This is a genomic window from Dickeya lacustris (genome assembly GCF_029635795.1).
In the GTDB taxonomy this organism is placed as follows: Bacteria; Pseudomonadota; Gammaproteobacteria; order Enterobacterales; family Enterobacteriaceae; genus Dickeya; species Dickeya lacustris.
On sequence record NZ_CP114280.1, the window covers coordinates 3,618,504 to 3,636,786 of the forward strand.

Below are 18,283 nucleotides of genomic sequence, written 5' to 3' on the forward strand. Positions count from 1 at the left end.
TTACTGTTGTTTTTACGTGCGCCAATAAATGGCATTATATCGAATGCCATTTGATGGTTTTTTTATTCTATATAGCGGCTGATTTTTGCAGGATGAAATCAACAAAGGTTTTTATTCTTTTGGTTTTTACTGCACTTTTTAGATAATAAAGATAAACCGGTGGATAGGTTTTCCAGTAGGGCTCCATTACAGGAATAAAATCGGCGCTGTCTGGCTGAAGTTTGCAAACTGGTTCAAAAAGTCTGCCGATGCCAAGACCATGACGTATACCGTCTGCCATGACCTCAATATCATTGCTGATCAATGGTGAAGGCATTTCTACCGTTAATTGCTCGCCGTTTTCTTCCAGCGTCAGGGGAAGGATGCGATTGTTGGTTATAAAGCGGTAGCCAATCAGCCGATGTTTTTGCAGGTCAGACGGGGAGCGCGGCGTACCATAGGCATCGAGATAACTGGTGGTGGCATAGAGGCCTTCGCGAAAGGGCTTCATTAATTGTCTGGCAATGACACTGCTTTCGAGAATGTCACCGAACCGAATGCCTAAATCAAATTTCTCATCAATGATGTTGACGGTTCCGTCATAAACGGAAATCTCCAACTGTATTTCAGGGTAGGCTCGGCAGAACTCGGCCATAAACGGTTTCAATATCAGCAGATAAGCAAACCTTGAAATCGTTATCCGCACCAACCCTGATGGCACCTGATGTAAATCACGCACATTTTCCAGCGCCCGCTCAAGAGATTCCACGGCCAATGAGGTTTGCTGTAATAGCTGTTGACCGGTGTCAGTCAGTTCTATGCGCCGCGTTGTGCGGATGAATAAGGGATGGCCGGTATAGTGTTCGAGTAATTTCAGCGCCTTGCTCACCGAAGGGGGCGTGATGCCGAGTTTTCTGGCGGCAGCGGAAATACTTCCTTCGCGCACAATGGCTTGGAAGATGCGGATCTGGCTGTAAATGACGTTATTCATGGCACGCTCTCGCTGTAATCGACCCGATGATTATTAACCATAGGCTAAAAATCCTTGAGTCAACGGTGGCCTAATCTTATGGAAAAAGCGAGCTTATACTGCCTGCGTAACCCACTCATTGCATCGATTGTGTTGTTAGCCAAGGGAGTCAAACATCAATGAAATCATTACCCAAAATCGCATTAGGTACCTGGTCATGGGGCGCGGGGTTTGCCGGTGGCGATACCGTCTTTGGCAACAACCTGACGGAAACGCAAATGCAGGCCGTATTCGATGCCGCGATGCAGCAGGGCCTGTATTTATGGGATACCGCTGCTGTCTATGGCATGGGTAGCTCGGAAACCGCGCTCGGTAAACAGTTGCGCCAGCGCCCTCGCGATAGTGTGGTGCTATCGACCAAGTTTACGCCGCAAATTGCTGATAATCATGCCGCTAATCCCGTGTCGGCGATGCTGGAAAGCAGTCTGCAACGTTTGGGGGTTCAGGACATCGATATTTACTGGGTTCACAACGCCCATGATGTTGAGAAATGGACGCCTGGCATGATCCCGCTGTTACAAAGCGGCAAGATTAAGCGGGTAGGGGTGTCAAACCATAATCTGGCGCAGATTCAGCGTGCTAATGCAATTTTAGCTGAGGCGGGTTTTGCGATTAGTGCAGTACAAAATCACTACAGTTTGTTGTATCGCCACTCCGAACAGGCTGGCGTGCTCGATTATTGCAGGGAAAATGGCATCACGTTTTTCTCCTATATGGTGCTTGAGCAAGGCGCGCTGAGTGGTCGATATAATTCGACGCACCCAATGCCATCAGGCAGTGGCCGGGCGGCGACCTACAATGGCCTATTGCCACAGCTGGAAAAACTAACCGATGCGATGAGCATGATAGGTGCGTCAAAAGGGGCGAACGCGGCACAGGTGGCCATTGCCTGGGCGATTTACAAAGGGACGTTACCGATTATCGGCGCGACTAAAGTTCACCATGTCACGGATGCCGCGAGCGCCGCTGCATTACGCCTGAGCGCTGATGAGGTTGCTATGCTGGAAGCGCTGGCGCAGGAAAGTGGTGTGGATACGCGCGGTGGCTGGGAAGAACATCAATAATGGCCGTATGTCATTGCGAGAAATAAGTGACAGAGATGTGCTGAATAGTCAGGGAAAACGGTAGTTATTATAAAAAACAGAGAGACTATTAACCTTGAGTTGACAGTCCTTGAACCATTCATGCGCTAAAAAATATGAATCAAACTGTTTATTATTATATGCAGTGAATTAACTCACGCTCTTAGAGAATATATTATGTCAAAAGTATTAGTAATTTCCGGGCATCCGAATTTAGCGGAGTCCGTTGGTAATGCGACCATTATCAATGCCATTGCACATACCTTACCCGATGTTGAAATTCGACGTTTGGATACACTCTATCCTGATTATAAAATCAATGTGGCGGATGAACAGCAGGCATTGTTGAATGCGGATGTCATTGTATGGCAATTTCCTTTTTCATGGTATTCCGTTCCTGGCTTAATGAAGCTGTGGATAGATTTAGTCTTTTTACACGGCTTTGCCCATGGTTCAACGGCAAAATTAGGGGGCAAGAAACTTATTGTGTCTTTCACCGCCGGTGCGCCAATAGAGTTATATTCACCAGACGGTTTTTTTAAACATGATATTCAGGACTATCTGGCTCAGTTTGAAACAACGGCAACGCTTTGTAATTTGGAGTTGCAGGCACCGATTTATAGCTGTGGTATCAGTTATGCCGGGCGTGATGAGGCAAAAATTGCCGAGCAAAGGGAAACGGCTAAAGAACATGCCGACCGTGTGATCGGCGCGCTTATCGCACTTGTGCCCGATTTGAATGTTGCGGTGTGAGAATAAGGAATTATATGTATATAGTGAATATTACGGTTAATACCGCTGTTGCCGAACAACAGCATGAGGCACTTTTCCCGCAGCATAGCGCATGGTTTAAAAAATATTTTGATGCCGGAAAGTTTTTGATAATTGGGCCTTATACCGATCGCGCGCGCTCGGGCGTCATTATAGCGAAAACAGAAAGCCGCCAGGAGTTAGACACTATTTTAGCTGAGGATTCATATTATCCCCATCTGGCGCAATATGAGGTTAATGCGTTTACGCCCAAAATGATTGCGGCAGAGTTGCAGCGTTTTCAAGTGTAATAAAAAAGGGTGATTGCCTGCTTACGACAATCACTCTTTTTAAGAGAATAGGGTGAAGCGGAACCCAGAGCTGTTATCAAAAGTTCATCATGCCGATGATTTAAAAATTGCGCCTTATCACCCGGATAGGCGCACTACCTGAACCCCGACGCGGATTGGGCCAGTGTGATCCTCCCCACCATTAGTAGACTCGCGACTTTTTGTTCGTGCATCCCATGGTGTCGGCTCGCGATGGTATCAGGCGACTCTTCTGCCTGACGCCCTTTATGCTGCGATTATCTGAATGATGATAAGCATAATAATGCGAAAGCGCATAAACGATTTTTTAAACCTGATATTTTGTGCCCGATAGCTGGATATAAGACTATCGGGCTTTTTTTTTCAATAAACGCCTGAAAATCACGGTATCTATAGTGGGATGTTTGGGTGGTAACGCAGCAGTTAGCCTTCTATGTCACTATAAAAAAAGGATTTTATCTGTTACAGAGTATCTCCGGCGAGAATCCTAATCAGACTGAAAAGATGAGCGGGTATCCCTTTACGGTGATTATTTTTAATAAAAAGGAGCTCTGTCATGCAGAAAAAATACATTTCCCGGGTGATTGTCGGTGTATTCGCGACGATCCCTGTTGCCTCTATCGCCGCAGGCACCTGGTCTGATGCCCGCAACGATGCGATGGGCGGTACCGGTGTGGCCTCCTCGCACTACAGTTCGGCGGCCCTGGTTAACCCCGCATTACTGACCAAATTTAACAGCCATGACCACGTCAGCCTGATTCTGCCTTCTGTCAGCGCCACGGTATCTAACCCCGATAAAATTGAAGACAAGTTCGATGCGGTGAAAAACAGCTGGGACAACTACAAGCAGGTGACGGGCAGCCGTACCAATGCGGCAGCATCAGCGCAGAACCTGAAAAACGCCTTTCAGGATATCGCGGGCAAAGGCGGCACGGTTGATGCGGCGGCTTCAACGGCCATTACCGTGCCAAACAGCACGTTGCCGTTTGCTTTCACCGCCAAAGCCTGGGGGGTTGCCAGCGCTAAAGCGGTGGTGACAGAAAACGATCTCGCGTATCTCGACTCGGTTATCGCGGGCAGGATACCGACCACGGCTGATTTGAACTCACTGACCTCGCGAGCTGAAGGGGTTGGCGCGATTGTCACCGAATACGGTATTTCGGCGGCCAGATCCCTCGAACTGGCCGGGCGCTCGGTTTCTGTTGGTATCACGCCGAAGCTCCAGCAGGTCTATCTCTACAACTACAACGTCGGCATCAATAATTACAGCTCGTCGGATTTTCGTAATGGTGAATTCAAAAATAGCGAATCCGGCGGCAACGTCGATGTCGGCGTGGCGATGGATTTAACCCCCAACTGGAACGTGGGCCTGGTCGGGCAGAACCTGATAGCCCGCAGCATCGACAGTAAAACCGTTAATGGCATTCAACGCACCTTTGATATCCGTCCTCAGGCCACCGTCGGCACAGCCTGGAGCAATGGCACCGTCACGTTCGCCAGTGACGTTGACCTGACGCCCGCCAGCGGTTTTGCCGGTGAGAAGAAAAACCAGTATGCCAGCCTGGGTGCCGAGCTGAATGCCTGGGACTGGGCGCAACTGCGCGCCGGCTACCGCGCCAACCTGAAAGACAGCGACAGAAGCCTGATTACCGCCGGTGTCGGCCTGTCGCCGTTCAATCTGGTACACCTTGACTTGACCGGTATGGTTGGCACCAGCAGCAATACCTATGGCGCGGCGGCAAAACTGTCGTTTACGTTTTAATGTTGTCAGCCACGCGCTAGATAAGCACTCATCACCCCGTATTATCGCATCACCCCGTGGAAAGGCGCATGGGGTGGTGCTGTCAGAAGCGTTGAGAGAGGAGAAGGCAATATTCTGTTTGTTAATCAGAGAAATACGTACTGGTGGATAAACCATTCAATAATAGAGCATTGTATTTTATTACATTTGAGCCTGAATAATAAAAAGAGCGGCTGTTATAATGTATTATAAATGTGGAGGATAGACACTCCCCACCATTCAAACTCTGTGAATATTAGCATTGAATGAGTTATTCATAGTTGCTAATCCCTTGTTGATTTATAAATGGCAATATGGTTTACGAATGGCTGAGGAAAATATTTTGAAATTAGAGGTGAAATACCTATGATGGTGATAGAGCAGCCAATGGCATTTGTCGGGACGTTAATCTGTTTTCTTGCCGGGGGTGGTAAAACGATTTATGACCTATACTTTAATCCACAGGCGTTCAAAAAAGATGAGGAGACGATGGGGTTGGTCGATGCGGCCAAAAAGAAAAGAGAGAGAGCTGATTTATCTACCCGTGTCACATTATGGATTATGACAATTGGTTACGTATTTTTATTGTTAAGCACCATTAAACTTATGTGAGGCTTTATGACTCAACTTGAAGATTTCATTGTGGATATAAATCTTAGAGTTAAGAGATTAGAGGATGCGGTTTTTAACGGTGGTGGCGGTAGTAAAGCAATCAAGAAACTAGCAGAGTTAACCGATGAGCTGGAGCAATTAAAAAAACAGTCATGCTCACTTGATAGTGAGATTAATATGTTGGATAAGAAGATTGATGATGTAATTCGAATTGTTGCAACACTTAAAGAGATTATTGAAGGTGGGCTGGGAGTGATGCAGCTACCCGGTGGTTGATTGTGTTTTACCTCGGATTTTCATCTGTGGTATTGAATAGAGATTAGCTCACCGTATTATTTTTAAGTGCAATCCTCACTAATTTTTAGTGAAGGAAAACGTGAGTGGTGAGATATTTTGGTGAGTCCTTATTTTGGTATGTTCTTTTTTTCTAATGTAGCAGATAGTTCAGCGATATAGCGCTCGACTAATAGCTCTACAGCATCGCTACGCGTCATTTCGGCACGAATAGCAACATGATCAATTTTTCGTAGAATAGACATTCGTAATGAGAGAGAGACAGCCTTCTTTTTCTCCTTATCCAGTGAAACGTGGTTAACGATATCACCTGTTTTAATATCGACCCACATGTTGAGCGTTTTATTCATTCTGCGAATGGTTTTCTTATCAAGCATGCCGGGCTCAGTCAGTTGATAAGAGTGTGTGGCTTTGCTGTATTTGATTTCGGCAGAATACGTTTCGCGCAATTCCTTTAGTGCCCGGGTTAACGTAGGCTCTGAACAGTTGAGCTGAATGATAATTTTTTTTGTTGGCACCGGCTGGCCTGAACCTAGCAGTACCGCCAGGCGAAAAATACGTGCTTGTCTTGTACTGAGTTGCATGATCAATGAGTACCTGTAGTCAGTTAATAAATTCTATAGTACATACAAGATAGGGTGCGCTGTATTTGCTGTTGAGTTTGCCCATACTCCGCAATTTGCTGGGAATTATTTCCATTTATATCCAATGCTTCAATTATTGATGCTGTTGGCCTGGCACTCAGACTCAGGCCATCATTGCTAATGTCTGCGCATAAGCCAGAGGTTAGGCTGGCCGATTTTCGGAATTCGACTCCCATATTTTTTCTCTCAGTGCTGGTTTTTGAGTGTTATCCGGCGAGCACCTTCCTGTGAGCCTTCTTGTGCTATGCCATAAATTTGAGCCTGTTCAAGCACTCGTATGGCCCAGCGCCGATGTGTGGCCGGTTCGCACATTGCACCTTGCGATTTAAAGACGGCTTGACTGGAATTCAGAATGCGAAGGGCATCTTCGTGATCGGCAGGTGTAACCATTAACGCTCTCTCAATGGTAGCGACCTGATTAGGATGAATGGCCGTTTTTCCGACCAGTCCGTGCGCTATATCGAGGGCTAACTCGCGCTCCAGAATGTCATGGTCATCAATATGTTCACAGACGGGTGAAGTCAGGGCGAAGTCATATTTTCCGAAAACGGCCACTAGCATTTTGATGACATAGCCCATTGGGCTGTCATAAAGCGTCAGATTACGTGGGCGACGTAGGGCGATGACATTCATCAGGTCATTGCCACCAATACGCAGTGCGATGAGGCGTTCATGACAAGGGTGTTCAGCCAGGGTCATCGCGAGATGGCGCATTTGCATAACATCGAAGACCTCCTCTGTTTCGAGTGTTGGCATCAGGTATAGCGGTGTGTCTTTCATGATATCCCACCATGCAGGCAGGGATGCGATGGTAAATTTTGGCAACACAAACCCGTCTATCGGCGACAGATCAAAGGAGGTTGTCAAGTCTTTACCCATTTGCACGTTACGGGGGCGAATAAAAATGAGAGGCCACTCAGCACCTGATGCTTCAGCCATCGCTGAACGCAATGTCTGGAGTATTTGTTTTAAATTCTCCATGGCAGCAGGTACATTTTCTTCGCTAACCGCATCCTCAAGACAAATGACAATCGAACGTAACCCCTCTATGTCATTGCTCAGTACGCTTTTGGCGATGTCGGAGCGCGTCGCCGGCATGTAGAGCGTGGCTCCTAGCCGGTAAGGCGATAGTCTCTTTGTCATCAGTGAACCTTTTTAATAATGGTGATAGCCCGATACTGTCCGATGTGCTCTCCCACTTCAGTGATGGCGATATTTTTTTCACGGGCTAAGTACACCAGCAGGGCCACGTCAGGGTCATGTGCCGAACGGACAAGGACGTGTTCGGGTACACGGCGTAGAATTGCTCGCGTGGCTTCTGCAATGCCGGGTTTAATCCGATTAATACTGGCGATGTTGTACTTTTTAGCCAGCGCGCTGATTATTTGCTCACTTTGTGATTTCAACGCAACTAAGCGCTCTGGAGACCATTGAGTGGCAGGGACAGCGTCCAGATCAAGCGATTTTCGGCAATCTGCAACGGTATCGACCAACAGTCGGCTGCACTCGAACCGGCGCAGATGGTTGCACTGGACACAACCATGCAATCCTTCTGATGACCAGATAGAACGTGAGATAAGCCCGGATACCGGGGCACCCATAATACCGAAAGGGATGAGCCAGTCATCGTCACTGGCAGCAAGCCAGGATACACCGCAGGGATCGGCCAATACCACGAGACGAGGGTCTTGCGGATACCCTGAGCGTGATGCCAGCGAGCGGCGAAGTTCACGGGTAATCGTCCCTTTGCCTGTCCAACCATCGACAAACACCACACCGTCTGTGCCGTGTCGGCTCTCAATCCAATTCATTGCCGTTTCATCAATGCCACGATCCCTAATGATGCTTACACCATAGTGATGGGACGGTTTGCCCATATCGCGTAGCGCTTGATGTAACATTACGCCAAGAGGTACGCCCGCCCTTACCAGACTAACCAGGACAATCGGTGTATCGCCAAAATGATTCGCCAGCGCTTTCGCTAGCATCACCACTTCTCTTGCCAGACGAGGAGCCCCTTGCGCTAAGGCTTTCGCAAATAAGTCAAGGTGCCAACGGGTTGGTTCAGGCTCCTGACTTAACATTTCGGAGTAATGCTTTGCACCGGACTGAATCAACTGCTCTTTTTGGGCTACGGGCGTCATTTCCATTTCAACCGGTTGAAGCAGGAAGTGAACGTCATCGGGCAAGTAAGAGCCGGAAAAAGGGGTAAATAACGGCATGTTATTTCTCTCCGAAAACATGACGACTGATTTGTTCGGCGAATTGACTCTGCTTGGGCATACCAAACCAGTTGCACAGTTTCATAAAACGATGATCGCTCAGGCTGTCTCCCAGACCAATAACAGGGAATACACCGCGCTCGGCATGAAGCTTGTTCAGCAGATACTGAGTCGCAAGGCCCTTTTCTACCGGTGTTGGCAACCATGCAATATTGTTGCTGTTGCGATGAATATAGAAACCAGCTGTCGGAAATGTCGCTTCGATTTCATCGCCAAGGGCATAAAGTTCAGCCAGTCGGGTGCTGTCCGTGTGTTTCATCACCAGATACACCGGTGTATTGTCATATTCATAGTTGATTCGCGCCCATCCTTTCACACCGCGTTTTTCCATGAGTAAGGTGATGTCACGTTGTAAGGTAAGCAGTTGATCTCGATATGCTGATAGGTTAACCAACATCTGTGCTTTCCATTCATCGTCTGGTGTTCCATCCGGCGTCAGGATGACGGCACCGTGTGTGACGATGGCCCATGAGCGAAATGGAATGGTTACGCGGGCGATTTCTTGCGTCCCCCGTGCGGTGACTGGGATAAAATCTGCGTGTTCGAGCAGCCAGTCCACCAGCATAGACTGTTCTTCGGTCATAAAACTGCGCGCATTCATTGAGCGGTCTAGCGCTCCCGTGCGATAGGGCTCTAACGCCAGTTCGTCCACCATTTTACGGCGGGTTTGAAAGAGCGTGTCGTCGAGATCCGAGAGCACCACAGGTCTATTCATAAACAATCACCTCGACAATGGGCGCTACTGCATTCAGTGCATTAAGCAAGGTCGGATCGACACTCTCCGTTGGTGTTTCGATACACAACAGAATGCGGTCGAATTTTTGATGAGCGACGTTATAGAGAAAATTTGGAATACCCAGACCGTAGTTATCTGTAAAGGCAATCGCTGACTCGATGGCAAAACCGATGGATATCGGGGAGCGCGTTGTACAACTGAACCTGACTTCGGCCCCTTGAGCCTCCAGCCGTTCTGCCAGTAGTAGCGGTTCCCAGACAAACTCCCCGGAGCCCAACACCAGGATTTTTTCGCCGGTAAATGTGATTATTGTGGTGCCGAGATCGCTTGCTGATGACGACATACCAAGGCGTCCCCAGCTTTGCTTGCCTGTTATCGCTACGCGACCTGCTGCGGTGACATTCACGTTTGGCATAACGGGAACGGGGGCATCGGCTTTTTTCTCCCAGTGCCAGTCACCCTGAACGAGAGAAACCGATGTGACGGGCAGCGGGCACTGTTCTGTGATGGTGCTCCCGCTCCAGTCTGTCAATGTCACGGTGACAACACGTTTTACCGTTGTCAGTTGCGCTTCAGTGCGCAGCGCTTCCAGTAGATTAATAAATGTCTTGCCTGTAGTTGCTTCGTCGTCGATAAGCACCAGCGTCCGGGCATTGCGGACATGCGCCCGAAGCGCTGGGTCGGCCGGGTAGTAGAGCAGATGGTCCGTCGCGTGTGAGTGGTCCTCTTTAAATTCACACATCAGCTCGCCATCAACGGGATGACGGGTTGAGGTCAGATAGACCATGTTGTCGAAACGCGTCATAGCCTCATCAAAAACCCCAGCGCCCAGCCCGACGGCGGTTTCCGCCATGCCGATAAATAATATCGGCTGCGGCAAATCTGTGGGAAGCTGCTGTGCGAGCTGTCGGTAGGCCGAACGCATCGTTGCGGGAGGAATCGGAATATGCCGCCCCAGCACTTTGCTGACAAACAGAAAAGCCCGATTGGGATTACGACGCTCGGCGATATCGAACAGCGAATCTAACGATAAGGCGCCCCCTGTCGGCGTCACGGTGAGGGTGCCACTGGCCAGCTCTTTACGGTAGATAGATAGTCCATCAAGCATTGCTATGCGCTCCCTTCGCTGACATGCAAATTCTCCAGAATGGGGTTGTATTGGATGACATCCGTCATGGAACGTACAATTGCTGAAGAGAAGCGCTCCGCAGCCAGTCGTTTTACCTGCGCTTCGTCCATCAGCCCGAGCTGACGCAATGCAAATAGTGCAGGCAAGTTGACACCACTATGCCGGGTGTAACCGATACCGCCAGAAGGTCGCATGTTGATTTCAAGTAAAACGGGCTCGCCTTGATCATTATTGCGCGTCTGCACATTGACCAGTCCATCGGCTTGCATCATATGGGCGCATGCTTTACTTAGTTCATAGGCAGGGCCTGACTGTTCAAGATATTGCAGCGCGCCCTCTTTACGTCGTGCGATAGCCGCAATAACGTTGCCTTTTTCCACCAGCATATCGACGGAATATTCAGGGCCAGGCAGGTACGGCATAAGGACGAGGGGGTCAAAGTCTTCTTGCTGTTCCAATGCGTGCAAATAGATATCAGGGTGTACTTTGCGGCTGTCAGGGTGAGTCAATGCGGCCATCGGTGTGGCTTTGTCATCAAAACGCCAGAATCCCATGCCATAAATACCACTGACCGGCTTTACGCAGAGTAATTTCTTATCCTCGATAGACTGGTTATTTTTGGCTATCTGGTGGCGGAGTTCCTCAGCACTTTCAATAAGTATTGAGGGCACTACTGGCAAGCCATGGGCTTTCATGGCGTGGGCAAATTTGACTTTATCGTTTGCCAGATCAAACATTGCGGTACTGGTTGCACCAGTGGTCAGTGACACACCAAGGGATTCAATTTGTTGACGGTGGGCTTCAAACCACAAACAGTTTCGCCCGGAATGAAGAGCCTGAACACCGTATTGCTTTATAGTGGTGGTAATAAAGTCCAGGCGCTGTTCGTCATCGGTTGGCTCAATCAGTGCAATATCTGCCAAAGAAAGTATTTCGTTTCGGTGATGGCGATGAGAGGCAATAATGGTAATTTCTTTATTCGTATTTTTAAAAAAGTCTTTAATGCCTAAAATAATATCACGCTGTGAAGATAAGCCTTCCATTAACCAGATTGTTTGACTCATCGGATTTAATTTTCCCAGAATTGAGAGGGGGAGAGTTTATCGTGAGAGTCTAGGGCTGAGGCTTATGCATGTCAATCATAACATGATTAAATCTGCCATATGAAAAATGAAAGGGTACAATGTGATTAAGTCGTAGATTTACGTCAAAAAATGTAAATAAAAAAATAAATGTACTTTAAAATCAGTTTTTTATTAAAATGTGCTATTGGCGCATTGAAAATGCGGGTTGTTGTTAAACTTCATCATGATATGATTTTTAAGTACAAGGATTTCTGATTTAAAAAAATAATGACTTAACCTATCTCTGAAGGAATAAATAATGGTTTCATTAAGCAAAAACCAAACTGTTTCACTCAGTAAAGAAACGTCGTCATTAAACCAGCTTCAATTCGGTTTAGGCTGGGATCCTTTGAAAAAGAAAAAAGGATTTTTAAGTGGACTTCTGGGCGGTGATGATTCTATTGATTTGGATGCAGGATGCGTTCTGTTAGACCGTTCAGGTAAAACCATCGATACCATCTGGTTTCGTAAACTGAAATCGAACTGTGGCTCCGTTGTTCATCAGGGGGATAACCTGACTGGTGAAGGCGATGGCGATGATGAAGTGATTACCGTTGATCTCACTCGCTTACCTTCGCAAGTTGAATATCTTGCCTTGACCGTAAACAGCTTTCGTGGACAAACCTTTAATGAAGTCGATAACGCTTTTTGCCGTGTTGTCGATCAGTCCCGCAAGGAACTAGCACGCTATCAGTTGACCGAGCAGGGTTCCCATACGGGTATTATCATTGCATCTTTAGCCCGCAATGGCGGTAGCTGGGATTTCACCGCTCACGGTAAAGCCTCAACTGGCCGAACAATTGATGAGATGCATGCTGACATTATTGCTACGGTGGTGCGGTAATGAATATGACACCAGGGAGCAATGCTCCCCTTCCTTCACAGATCCTGACCATTCGTGTTCTTTCCGGTATTCCGATAGATGCCTCTTCATTTCGCCTTTATGCCTCAGGCAAAGTGCAGGGGGATTCGGATATGGTGTTTTACGGGCAGCCAGTCAATGATGATGCGTCTATAAAGCTCTCTGGAGCAGCTACAGACACCGCTTTCGCGGTTGATATCAACCGCCTTCGCCCAGAAGTACAAAAAGTGGCGTTTACCGCAACCTGTGATGGCAATATGACGCTGTCTGGTCTGAAGCATCTCTCCATTCAGGTTGAACTTAACGGTGATATTTTGCTGTCCGGTAGTGTGGACGTGTCTGGCCGTCAGGAAGCCGCACTGATCCTTGGTGAGATTTATCGCCGTAATACGGAATGGAAATTCCGTTTTATAGCACAAGGCTTCAACGGCGGACTAAAACCGTTGGCGGAATATTTTGGCGTAGACATTTCAGATGATACGACACCAGCCAGCACTCCAGAACCGGTGAGCACGCCAGCGCCAGAACCCACAAAAATCAGTTTGAGTAAAGTTTCGCTGACCAAAGAAAAACCTTCGATCAGTCTTGCCAAGCAGGATAATTTCGGTGAAATCAAAATTAACCTTAACTGGAATCAGAGCCGAGCGGCATCAGGCGGTATGTTTGGCGGTATGTTCAGTAAAACTAAAGGGGTTGATTTGGATCTCGGTGCATTTATTGAACTTCAGGACGGTGACAAAAACGTTGTTCAGGCGCTTGGAAACAGGTTTGGCCAGTTTAATGATGAGCCCTTCGTCGAACTGCAGGGCGATGATCGTACCGGGCAAGTTTCTGAGGGTGAGTGGCTACATATCAATGGCCGTGAATGGAAACAAATTCGGCAGGTGCTGATTTATGCTTTCATCTACGAAGGCGTCGCGAGTTGGGATAAAACGGATGGTGTCGTCACGCTGCATATCTCCGGGCAACCGCCGATAGAAACACGTTTAACGGAAGGTTCCAACCGCCACAATATGTGTGCAATTGCCCGTTTGGTGAATGAAAACGGAACCATTAAGGTTGAGCGAATCAATCGGTTTTTCAATGGTCATCAAGATATGGATAAAGCTCTAGGTTGGGGTTTCCGCTGGTCTGCTGGTTCAAAATAATTTCAAAATCCCGAGGGTGAAATAATGGGTTTCTTCGATAAAGTTAAAGGCGCGTTTAATGCCAGTCGTGATGAATTGATCAAACAAGTTGGACGCTTCAAGAATAAAAAATTCATGCAGGGAACCGTGGCTGTCTGTGCTCGCATTGCGGTTACCAGTGACGGTGTTAGTTCGGAAGAAAAACAGAAGATGATTGGTTTTCTTCAAGCCTCTCCTGAACTGAAAGTTTTCGAAACGAAAGAAGTCATTGCGTTCTTCAATGAGCTGGTTGCCAGCTTTAGTTTCGATTATGAAATCGGAAAAGGTGAAACCATGAAATACATTCTGGCCTTGAAAGATCAACCTGAAGCGGCACAGCTCGCTCTACGTGTTGGTATCGCCGTGGCGAAAAGTGATGGCGATTTCGATCAGGCTGAACAGACGGCTGTGCGTGAAATTGCTCAGGCCCTGGGGTTTACCCCGGCTGAATTTGGCCTTTAATTACATACTGGTTTAAGGGCTCATTATGGTATCTACGCATCTTGGTTTCCCGGCAGAGACGGTCATCGTTTTTGTGTTGCTGGCTGTCGGAGCCATATTTATCGACCTGTTTATGCATCGTCATGACAAGCCGATTTCTTTAAAGAATGCTGCACTTTGGACTGTGTTCTGGATAGTCGTGGCGATGGCCTTCGCGGGTTTCCTCTATATTCATCACGGCGCTGAAGTTGCCAGCCTGTTTGTTACCGGCTATGCACTGGAGAAAGTCCTGTCTGTGGATAATCTTTTTGTGATGATGGCTATCTTCTCGTGGTTTGCCGTGCCTGATAATCTTCGCCATCGCGTACTTTACTGGGGGGTTATTGGTGCCATTGTCTTTCGCGGGATTTTCGTTGCTATTGGTGCCAGCCTATTGACGTTGGGGCCATGGGTCGAAATCGTCTTTGCGCTGGTCGTCTTGTGGACGGCGGTCATGATGCTTAAAAGCGACGACGATGATGATGCCATTGAAGATTACTCTCAGCATATTGCTTACCGTCTGGTAAAACGTTTTTTCCCGCTCTGGCCGAAATTAACAGGACATGCTTTCCTGTTAACCCAGAAAGAAGTCGATATCGAACTGGCAAAGCCTGAAAATAAAGACATCCAGGTTGGTCGCGTGGGAAAAGCCGCATTGTATGCGACCCCGCTGATGCTATGTCTGGCCGTTGTTGAGCTCTCGGATGTGATGTTTGCATTTGATTCTGTGCCGGCTGTTATCGCCGTGAGCCGTGAGCCTTTGATTGTGTACAGCGCCATGATGTTCGCTATTCTTGGTCTGCGTACCATGTACTTTGTTTTGGAAGCGCTGAAGCAGTACCTCGCACACCTTGAAAAAGCCGTAATTGTGCTGTTGTTCTTCATCGGTGTGAAGCTGGGGCTGAATGCAAGCGATCATCTGTTGCATCATGGCTATAGTATCTCAGCCAATACCAGTCTCTTCGTTGTTCTTGGTGTGTTGGCTTTGGGTATTATTGGCAGCGTATTGTTTCCTGGAAAACCTGATGCTGAGGAAGGCAAAGAGGGGTAATTCCCTAAAACCTTCACTTTAACTATTAACGTTAACAATCGAGGATAGGAATATGGGTGTTTCTCTTTCTAAAGGCGGTAATGTTTCTTTAAGTAAAGAAGCTCCAACGATGAAAAATATGCTTGTCGGGTTAGGGTGGGATGCTCGCTCTACCGATGGCCAGGATTTTGACCTTGATGCCTCTGCATTTTTACTGAATAACGCGGGTAAAGTACGCGGTGATTCCGATTTTATTTTCTACAACAATCTGAAATCTGCCGATGGTTCGGTATTGCACACTGGCGACAACCGCACCGGCCAAGGCGACGGTGATGATGAAGCCCTGAAAATCAAACTTGACCAGATCCCGGCAGACGTGGACAAGATAGTTTTTGTCGTGACTATTCATGATGCGGCAGCCCGTCGTCAGAGTTTTGGCCAGGTTTCTGGTGCCTTCATTCGTCTGGTGAATGATGATAACCAGCAGGAAGTGGCTCGCTATGACCTGACTGAAGACGCGTCTACAGAGACTGCCATGTTATTTGGCGAACTGTATCGCCACAATACTGAGTGGAAATTCCGTGCCGTTGGCCAAGGGTATGCAGGCGGTTTGGCATCGGTTTGTGCTCAGTACGGTATCAACGCGTCTTAATTTCGCAGCAATATTATTTTTTGGGACTAAACCGGCGGAGTTTACCGCCGGTTTATTATGAATCGTTCTTATTACAAGGGCTTAAAAATGGCAGTATCTTTGATTAAAGGCGGCAATGTATCCTTAACAAAAGAAGCACCGACGATGAATGTCGCTATGGCTGGTCTCGGTTGGGATGCTCGTGTGACTGACGGTACTGATTTTGACCTTGATTCGTCGGTCTTTATGGTTGGAGATAATGGTAAAGTCATCTCCGACTCGTCCTTCATTTTCTTCAATAATAAAACCAGTACCTGTGGCTCCGTCACCCACATGGGTGATAACCGTACCGGTGAAGGTGAAGGCGATGATGAGCAGCTCAAAATTGATCTGACTAAAATCCCCGCTGACGTGAAAAAACTGGTGTTTGCTGTGACTATTTATGATGCAGAAGCACGTAAACAAAACTTCGGTATGGTCAACAACAGCTATATCCGTATATTTAACCACGATAACGGCACCGAAATTGCGCGTTTCGACCTGTCAGAAGATGCGTCTACTGAAACCGCTATGGTGTTTGGCGAGCTGTATCGTCATAACGCCGAGTGGAAATTCAAAGCAGTAGGCCAGGGTTTTTCAGGGGGCTTATCCGCACTGGCTTCACAGCATGGCGTGAACATTTGACGTTGACGTAAGTTTGATAGCCCCGTTGGTAAAACACCGGGGCTTTTTTATAAAAAGAATAGGATAGTTTTGGGTATTTTCTCTGGTACCTGTGCCAAACGAGCAGTAGCTCCGCGACTGCCAGTGATATCGTCATATTGCATTTACAAACTTTAATATAACCAGAGAAACGAATTTATCTACGAGAAGGGAGCGCTCTTGTATACCTGCGGTAATTGCGGCACCCACGCTTTGTATTTTCTGGAAAAAGAGCGGGTGGATGCGGTTTGATTATTACAACAGCAGATTAAATTTCGTGGTTTTTATTACCTGGAATATAAGTCTTTCATTGAAAAAATGGGACATTCTGATATGGAATTGCAATCCGGACAAAACATTGAGTTAAACCAGCGTGTGTTACGCATTGCTGTTGTGTATCCCAAAACAGCAACATGCCTCAGTGAGATTGATATTTCTGCTTTCATGCTCTCTGCTAACAATAAAGTGAGGGGAGATAGCGACTTTATTTTCTTTAATCAGCCCTCAACTCCGAACGACAGTATCAATTTGTCATCATCGGCAGAAGGTAGTTTTTTTACACTGGACTTAAACCTGATTGACAGCGATATCGCGAAGATTGCCATCACACTGGTGATAGATGGTGCTGATTCAGTCTCTGGCTTGCAACGTATCCAACTGAGTGTTGAAGGAGTGGCTACGTTCGAGGTTCCCTCTCTGGCAGAAAGAACGGAGAAAGCGCTGATCCTTGGCGAGGTTTACCGACACCATGATGGTTGGAAATTCAGAGCGCTGGGGCTGGGCTTTAACGGTGGTTTAGAGCCATTGGCGAAAAATTATGGTGTTGAGGTGTCTTCCCCTGCCGCCATGTCTGTTGCTGTAGAGCCGATGGTCAACTTAGAGAAGCACATCCTGGCGAAAGCCCCTCGCCTTATCAGTTTGGCCAAAAATGCCAGGGTTAGTCTGGTAAAACACAGTCTTGACGCGGTAAAAGCAAAAGTCGCTTTTGTGCTGGATGCGTCGGGCTCCATGAAACGCGAGTTTAAGCAAGGCCATGTTCAGGCGGTACTGGATCGTATTGCTATCCTTGCTGTTCAATTTGATGATGATGGGGCGATGGATGTTTGGGGTTTTGCTGATAAACATCGTAAGTATGATGATGTGACGTTGGCGAATCTTGACGGGTATATTGAACGGCTTCAGGGGACGGGACTGCGTGTTCAAAGGGAACTATTGCCGGAATTAGGCGGCATTAATAACGAACCTCCCTGCATGATGGCAATTATCGATTACTTTCAAAACAGTGAATTACCCGTTTATGTTGTGTTTATTACCGATGGTGGTATTAGTAAAACTAAAGCGATTAAAGATGCGATCCGCCGTTCGGCAAATCACGCTATTTTCTGGAAGTTTATCGGCCTGGGCGGTAATAATTATGGCATTCTTGAACAACTGGACACCTTTACCGATCGCCGAATTGATAATACTCACTTCTTCCCAATCGATGATTTTGCAAAAATAGATGATGCAACACTGTATGACATGTTGCTCAAAGAATTCAGCGACTGGAAACAAGACGCAATGAAAAAAGGGATTATCGCGTAATGTGAAGCTTCCGATGTCGGGGCCCGTTAGTTTTAAGCGCCAGACTGAACGTGCCCC

General features: G+C 47.4%; 20 protein-coding genes and 1 pseudogene. 14 read left to right on the forward strand and 7 right to left on the reverse strand.

Translation table 11 applies throughout. The features are described from left to right. Positions 1-67 precede the first annotated feature (67 nt). Entirely contained in the window at positions 68-970 is a 903-nt protein-coding gene (locus tag O1Q98_RS16315) for a LysR family transcriptional regulator (protein WP_125258534.1), read from the reverse strand. Between the two features lie 158 nt (positions 971-1,128). Between O1Q98_RS16315 and O1Q98_RS16320 the strand changes: the two genes are divergently transcribed. The 7 genes and pseudogenes from O1Q98_RS16320 (at position 1,129) to O1Q98_RS16350 (ending at position 5,838) form a co-directional block, all read left to right on the forward strand. Continuing rightward, positions 1,129-2,073, forward strand: coding sequence for an aldo/keto reductase (locus tag O1Q98_RS16320; protein ID WP_125258535.1), 945 nt, complete (start codon positions 1,129-1,131; stop codon positions 2,071-2,073). Positions 2,074-2,268: 195 nt separating this feature from the next. Beyond that, positions 2,269-2,844, forward strand: coding sequence for an NAD(P)H-dependent oxidoreductase (locus O1Q98_RS16325; RefSeq protein WP_125258536.1), 576 nt, complete (start codon positions 2,269-2,271; stop codon positions 2,842-2,844). 14 nt (positions 2,845-2,858) lie between these two features. Beyond that, entirely contained in the window at positions 2,859-3,152 is a 294-nt protein-coding gene (locus O1Q98_RS16330) for a YciI family protein (protein WP_125258537.1), read from the forward strand. Between the two features lie 52 nt (positions 3,153-3,204). After that, positions 3,205-3,414 (forward strand): annotated as a pseudogene (locus tag O1Q98_RS16335) (DUF2255 family protein); the annotation flags it as partial. A gap of 312 nt (positions 3,415-3,726) precedes the next feature. Then, the gene (locus O1Q98_RS16340; RefSeq protein ID WP_125258538.1) at positions 3,727-4,932 is read left to right on the forward strand and encodes a conjugal transfer protein TraF; all 1,206 of its coding nucleotides are present in this window, start codon (positions 3,727-3,729) and stop codon (positions 4,930-4,932) included. A 384-nt stretch (positions 4,933-5,316) separates the two neighbouring features. Beyond that, positions 5,317-5,562: a hypothetical protein gene (locus O1Q98_RS16345; RefSeq protein WP_125258539.1), complete on the forward strand. Its 246-nt coding sequence runs from the start codon at positions 5,317-5,319 to the stop codon at positions 5,560-5,562. A gap of 6 nt (positions 5,563-5,568) precedes the next feature. Beyond that, a complete protein-coding gene (locus O1Q98_RS16350; protein ID WP_125258540.1) occupies positions 5,569-5,838 on the forward strand; it encodes a hypothetical protein in 270 nt (89 codons plus the stop codon). 128 nt (positions 5,839-5,966) lie between these two features. Here O1Q98_RS16350 and O1Q98_RS16355 read toward each other — a convergent pair whose 3' ends face one another. The 6 genes from O1Q98_RS16355 to O1Q98_RS16380 form a co-directional block, all read right to left on the reverse strand. Further along, complete coding sequence (locus O1Q98_RS16355) at positions 5,967-6,440, reverse strand: tellurium resistance protein TerW (protein ID WP_125258541.1); 474 nt, start codon at positions 6,438-6,440, stop codon at positions 5,967-5,969. A 246-nt stretch (positions 6,441-6,686) separates the two neighbouring features. Continuing rightward, entirely contained in the window at positions 6,687-7,643 is a 957-nt protein-coding gene (locus tag O1Q98_RS16360) for an HpcH/HpaI aldolase/citrate lyase family protein (RefSeq protein ID WP_125258542.1), read from the reverse strand. After that, positions 7,643-8,722, reverse strand: coding sequence for a cysteine protease StiP family protein (locus tag O1Q98_RS16365; protein WP_125258543.1), 1,080 nt, complete (start codon positions 8,720-8,722; stop codon positions 7,643-7,645). Before O1Q98_RS16365 ends, O1Q98_RS16360 begins: the two co-directional genes overlap by 1 nt. A gap of 1 nt (position 8,723) precedes the next feature. Continuing rightward, positions 8,724-9,497, reverse strand: coding sequence for an HAD family hydrolase (locus O1Q98_RS16370; RefSeq protein WP_125258544.1), 774 nt, complete (start codon positions 9,495-9,497; stop codon positions 8,724-8,726). Further along, positions 9,490-10,626 carry a phosphoribosyltransferase domain-containing protein gene (locus O1Q98_RS16375; protein ID WP_125258545.1) on the reverse strand — a complete coding sequence of 379 codons (1,137 nt, stop codon included), beginning with the start codon at positions 10,624-10,626 and terminating at the stop codon, positions 9,490-9,492. The genes O1Q98_RS16370 and O1Q98_RS16375 overlap by 8 nt, the downstream gene beginning before the upstream one ends. Before the next feature lie 2 nt (positions 10,627-10,628). Continuing rightward, the gene (locus tag O1Q98_RS16380) at positions 10,629-11,711 is read right to left on the reverse strand and encodes an ATP-grasp domain-containing protein (RefSeq protein ID WP_125258546.1); all 1,083 of its coding nucleotides are present in this window, start codon (positions 11,709-11,711) and stop codon (positions 10,629-10,631) included. A 319-nt stretch (positions 11,712-12,030) separates the two neighbouring features. On the opposite strand from O1Q98_RS16380, the gene O1Q98_RS16385 reads away from it, so the two are divergent. The 7 genes from O1Q98_RS16385 to O1Q98_RS16415 all read left to right on the forward strand — a co-directional run bounded on the left by O1Q98_RS16385 (position 12,031) and on the right by O1Q98_RS16415 (position 18,226). Continuing rightward, a complete protein-coding gene (locus tag O1Q98_RS16385; RefSeq protein WP_125258547.1) occupies positions 12,031-12,615 on the forward strand; it encodes a TerD family protein in 585 nt (194 codons plus the stop codon). Then, the gene (locus O1Q98_RS16390; protein ID WP_125258548.1) at positions 12,615-13,781 is read left to right on the forward strand and encodes a TerD family protein; all 1,167 of its coding nucleotides are present in this window, start codon (positions 12,615-12,617) and stop codon (positions 13,779-13,781) included. The genes O1Q98_RS16385 and O1Q98_RS16390 overlap by 1 nt, the downstream gene beginning before the upstream one ends. Before the next feature lie 24 nt (positions 13,782-13,805). After that, positions 13,806-14,261 (forward strand): tellurite resistance TerB family protein, encoded by a 456-nt coding sequence (locus tag O1Q98_RS16395; RefSeq protein ID WP_125258549.1) that lies wholly within the window; start codon positions 13,806-13,808, stop codon positions 14,259-14,261. A gap of 25 nt (positions 14,262-14,286) precedes the next feature. Next, a complete protein-coding gene (locus O1Q98_RS16400) occupies positions 14,287-15,330 on the forward strand; it encodes a TerC/Alx family metal homeostasis membrane protein (protein WP_125258550.1) in 1,044 nt (347 codons plus the stop codon). Positions 15,331-15,382: 52 nt separating this feature from the next. Continuing rightward, positions 15,383-15,961 carry a TerD family protein gene (locus tag O1Q98_RS16405; protein WP_125258551.1) on the forward strand — a complete coding sequence of 193 codons (579 nt, stop codon included), beginning with the start codon at positions 15,383-15,385 and terminating at the stop codon, positions 15,959-15,961. Positions 15,962-16,048: 87 nt separating this feature from the next. Continuing rightward, a complete protein-coding gene (locus tag O1Q98_RS16410; RefSeq protein ID WP_125258559.1) occupies positions 16,049-16,624 on the forward strand; it encodes a TerD family protein in 576 nt (191 codons plus the stop codon). Positions 16,625-16,975: 351 nt separating this feature from the next. Continuing rightward, entirely contained in the window at positions 16,976-18,226 is a 1,251-nt protein-coding gene (locus tag O1Q98_RS16415) for a vWA domain-containing protein (RefSeq protein WP_125258552.1), read from the forward strand. Positions 18,227-18,283: the final 57 nt, after the last annotated feature.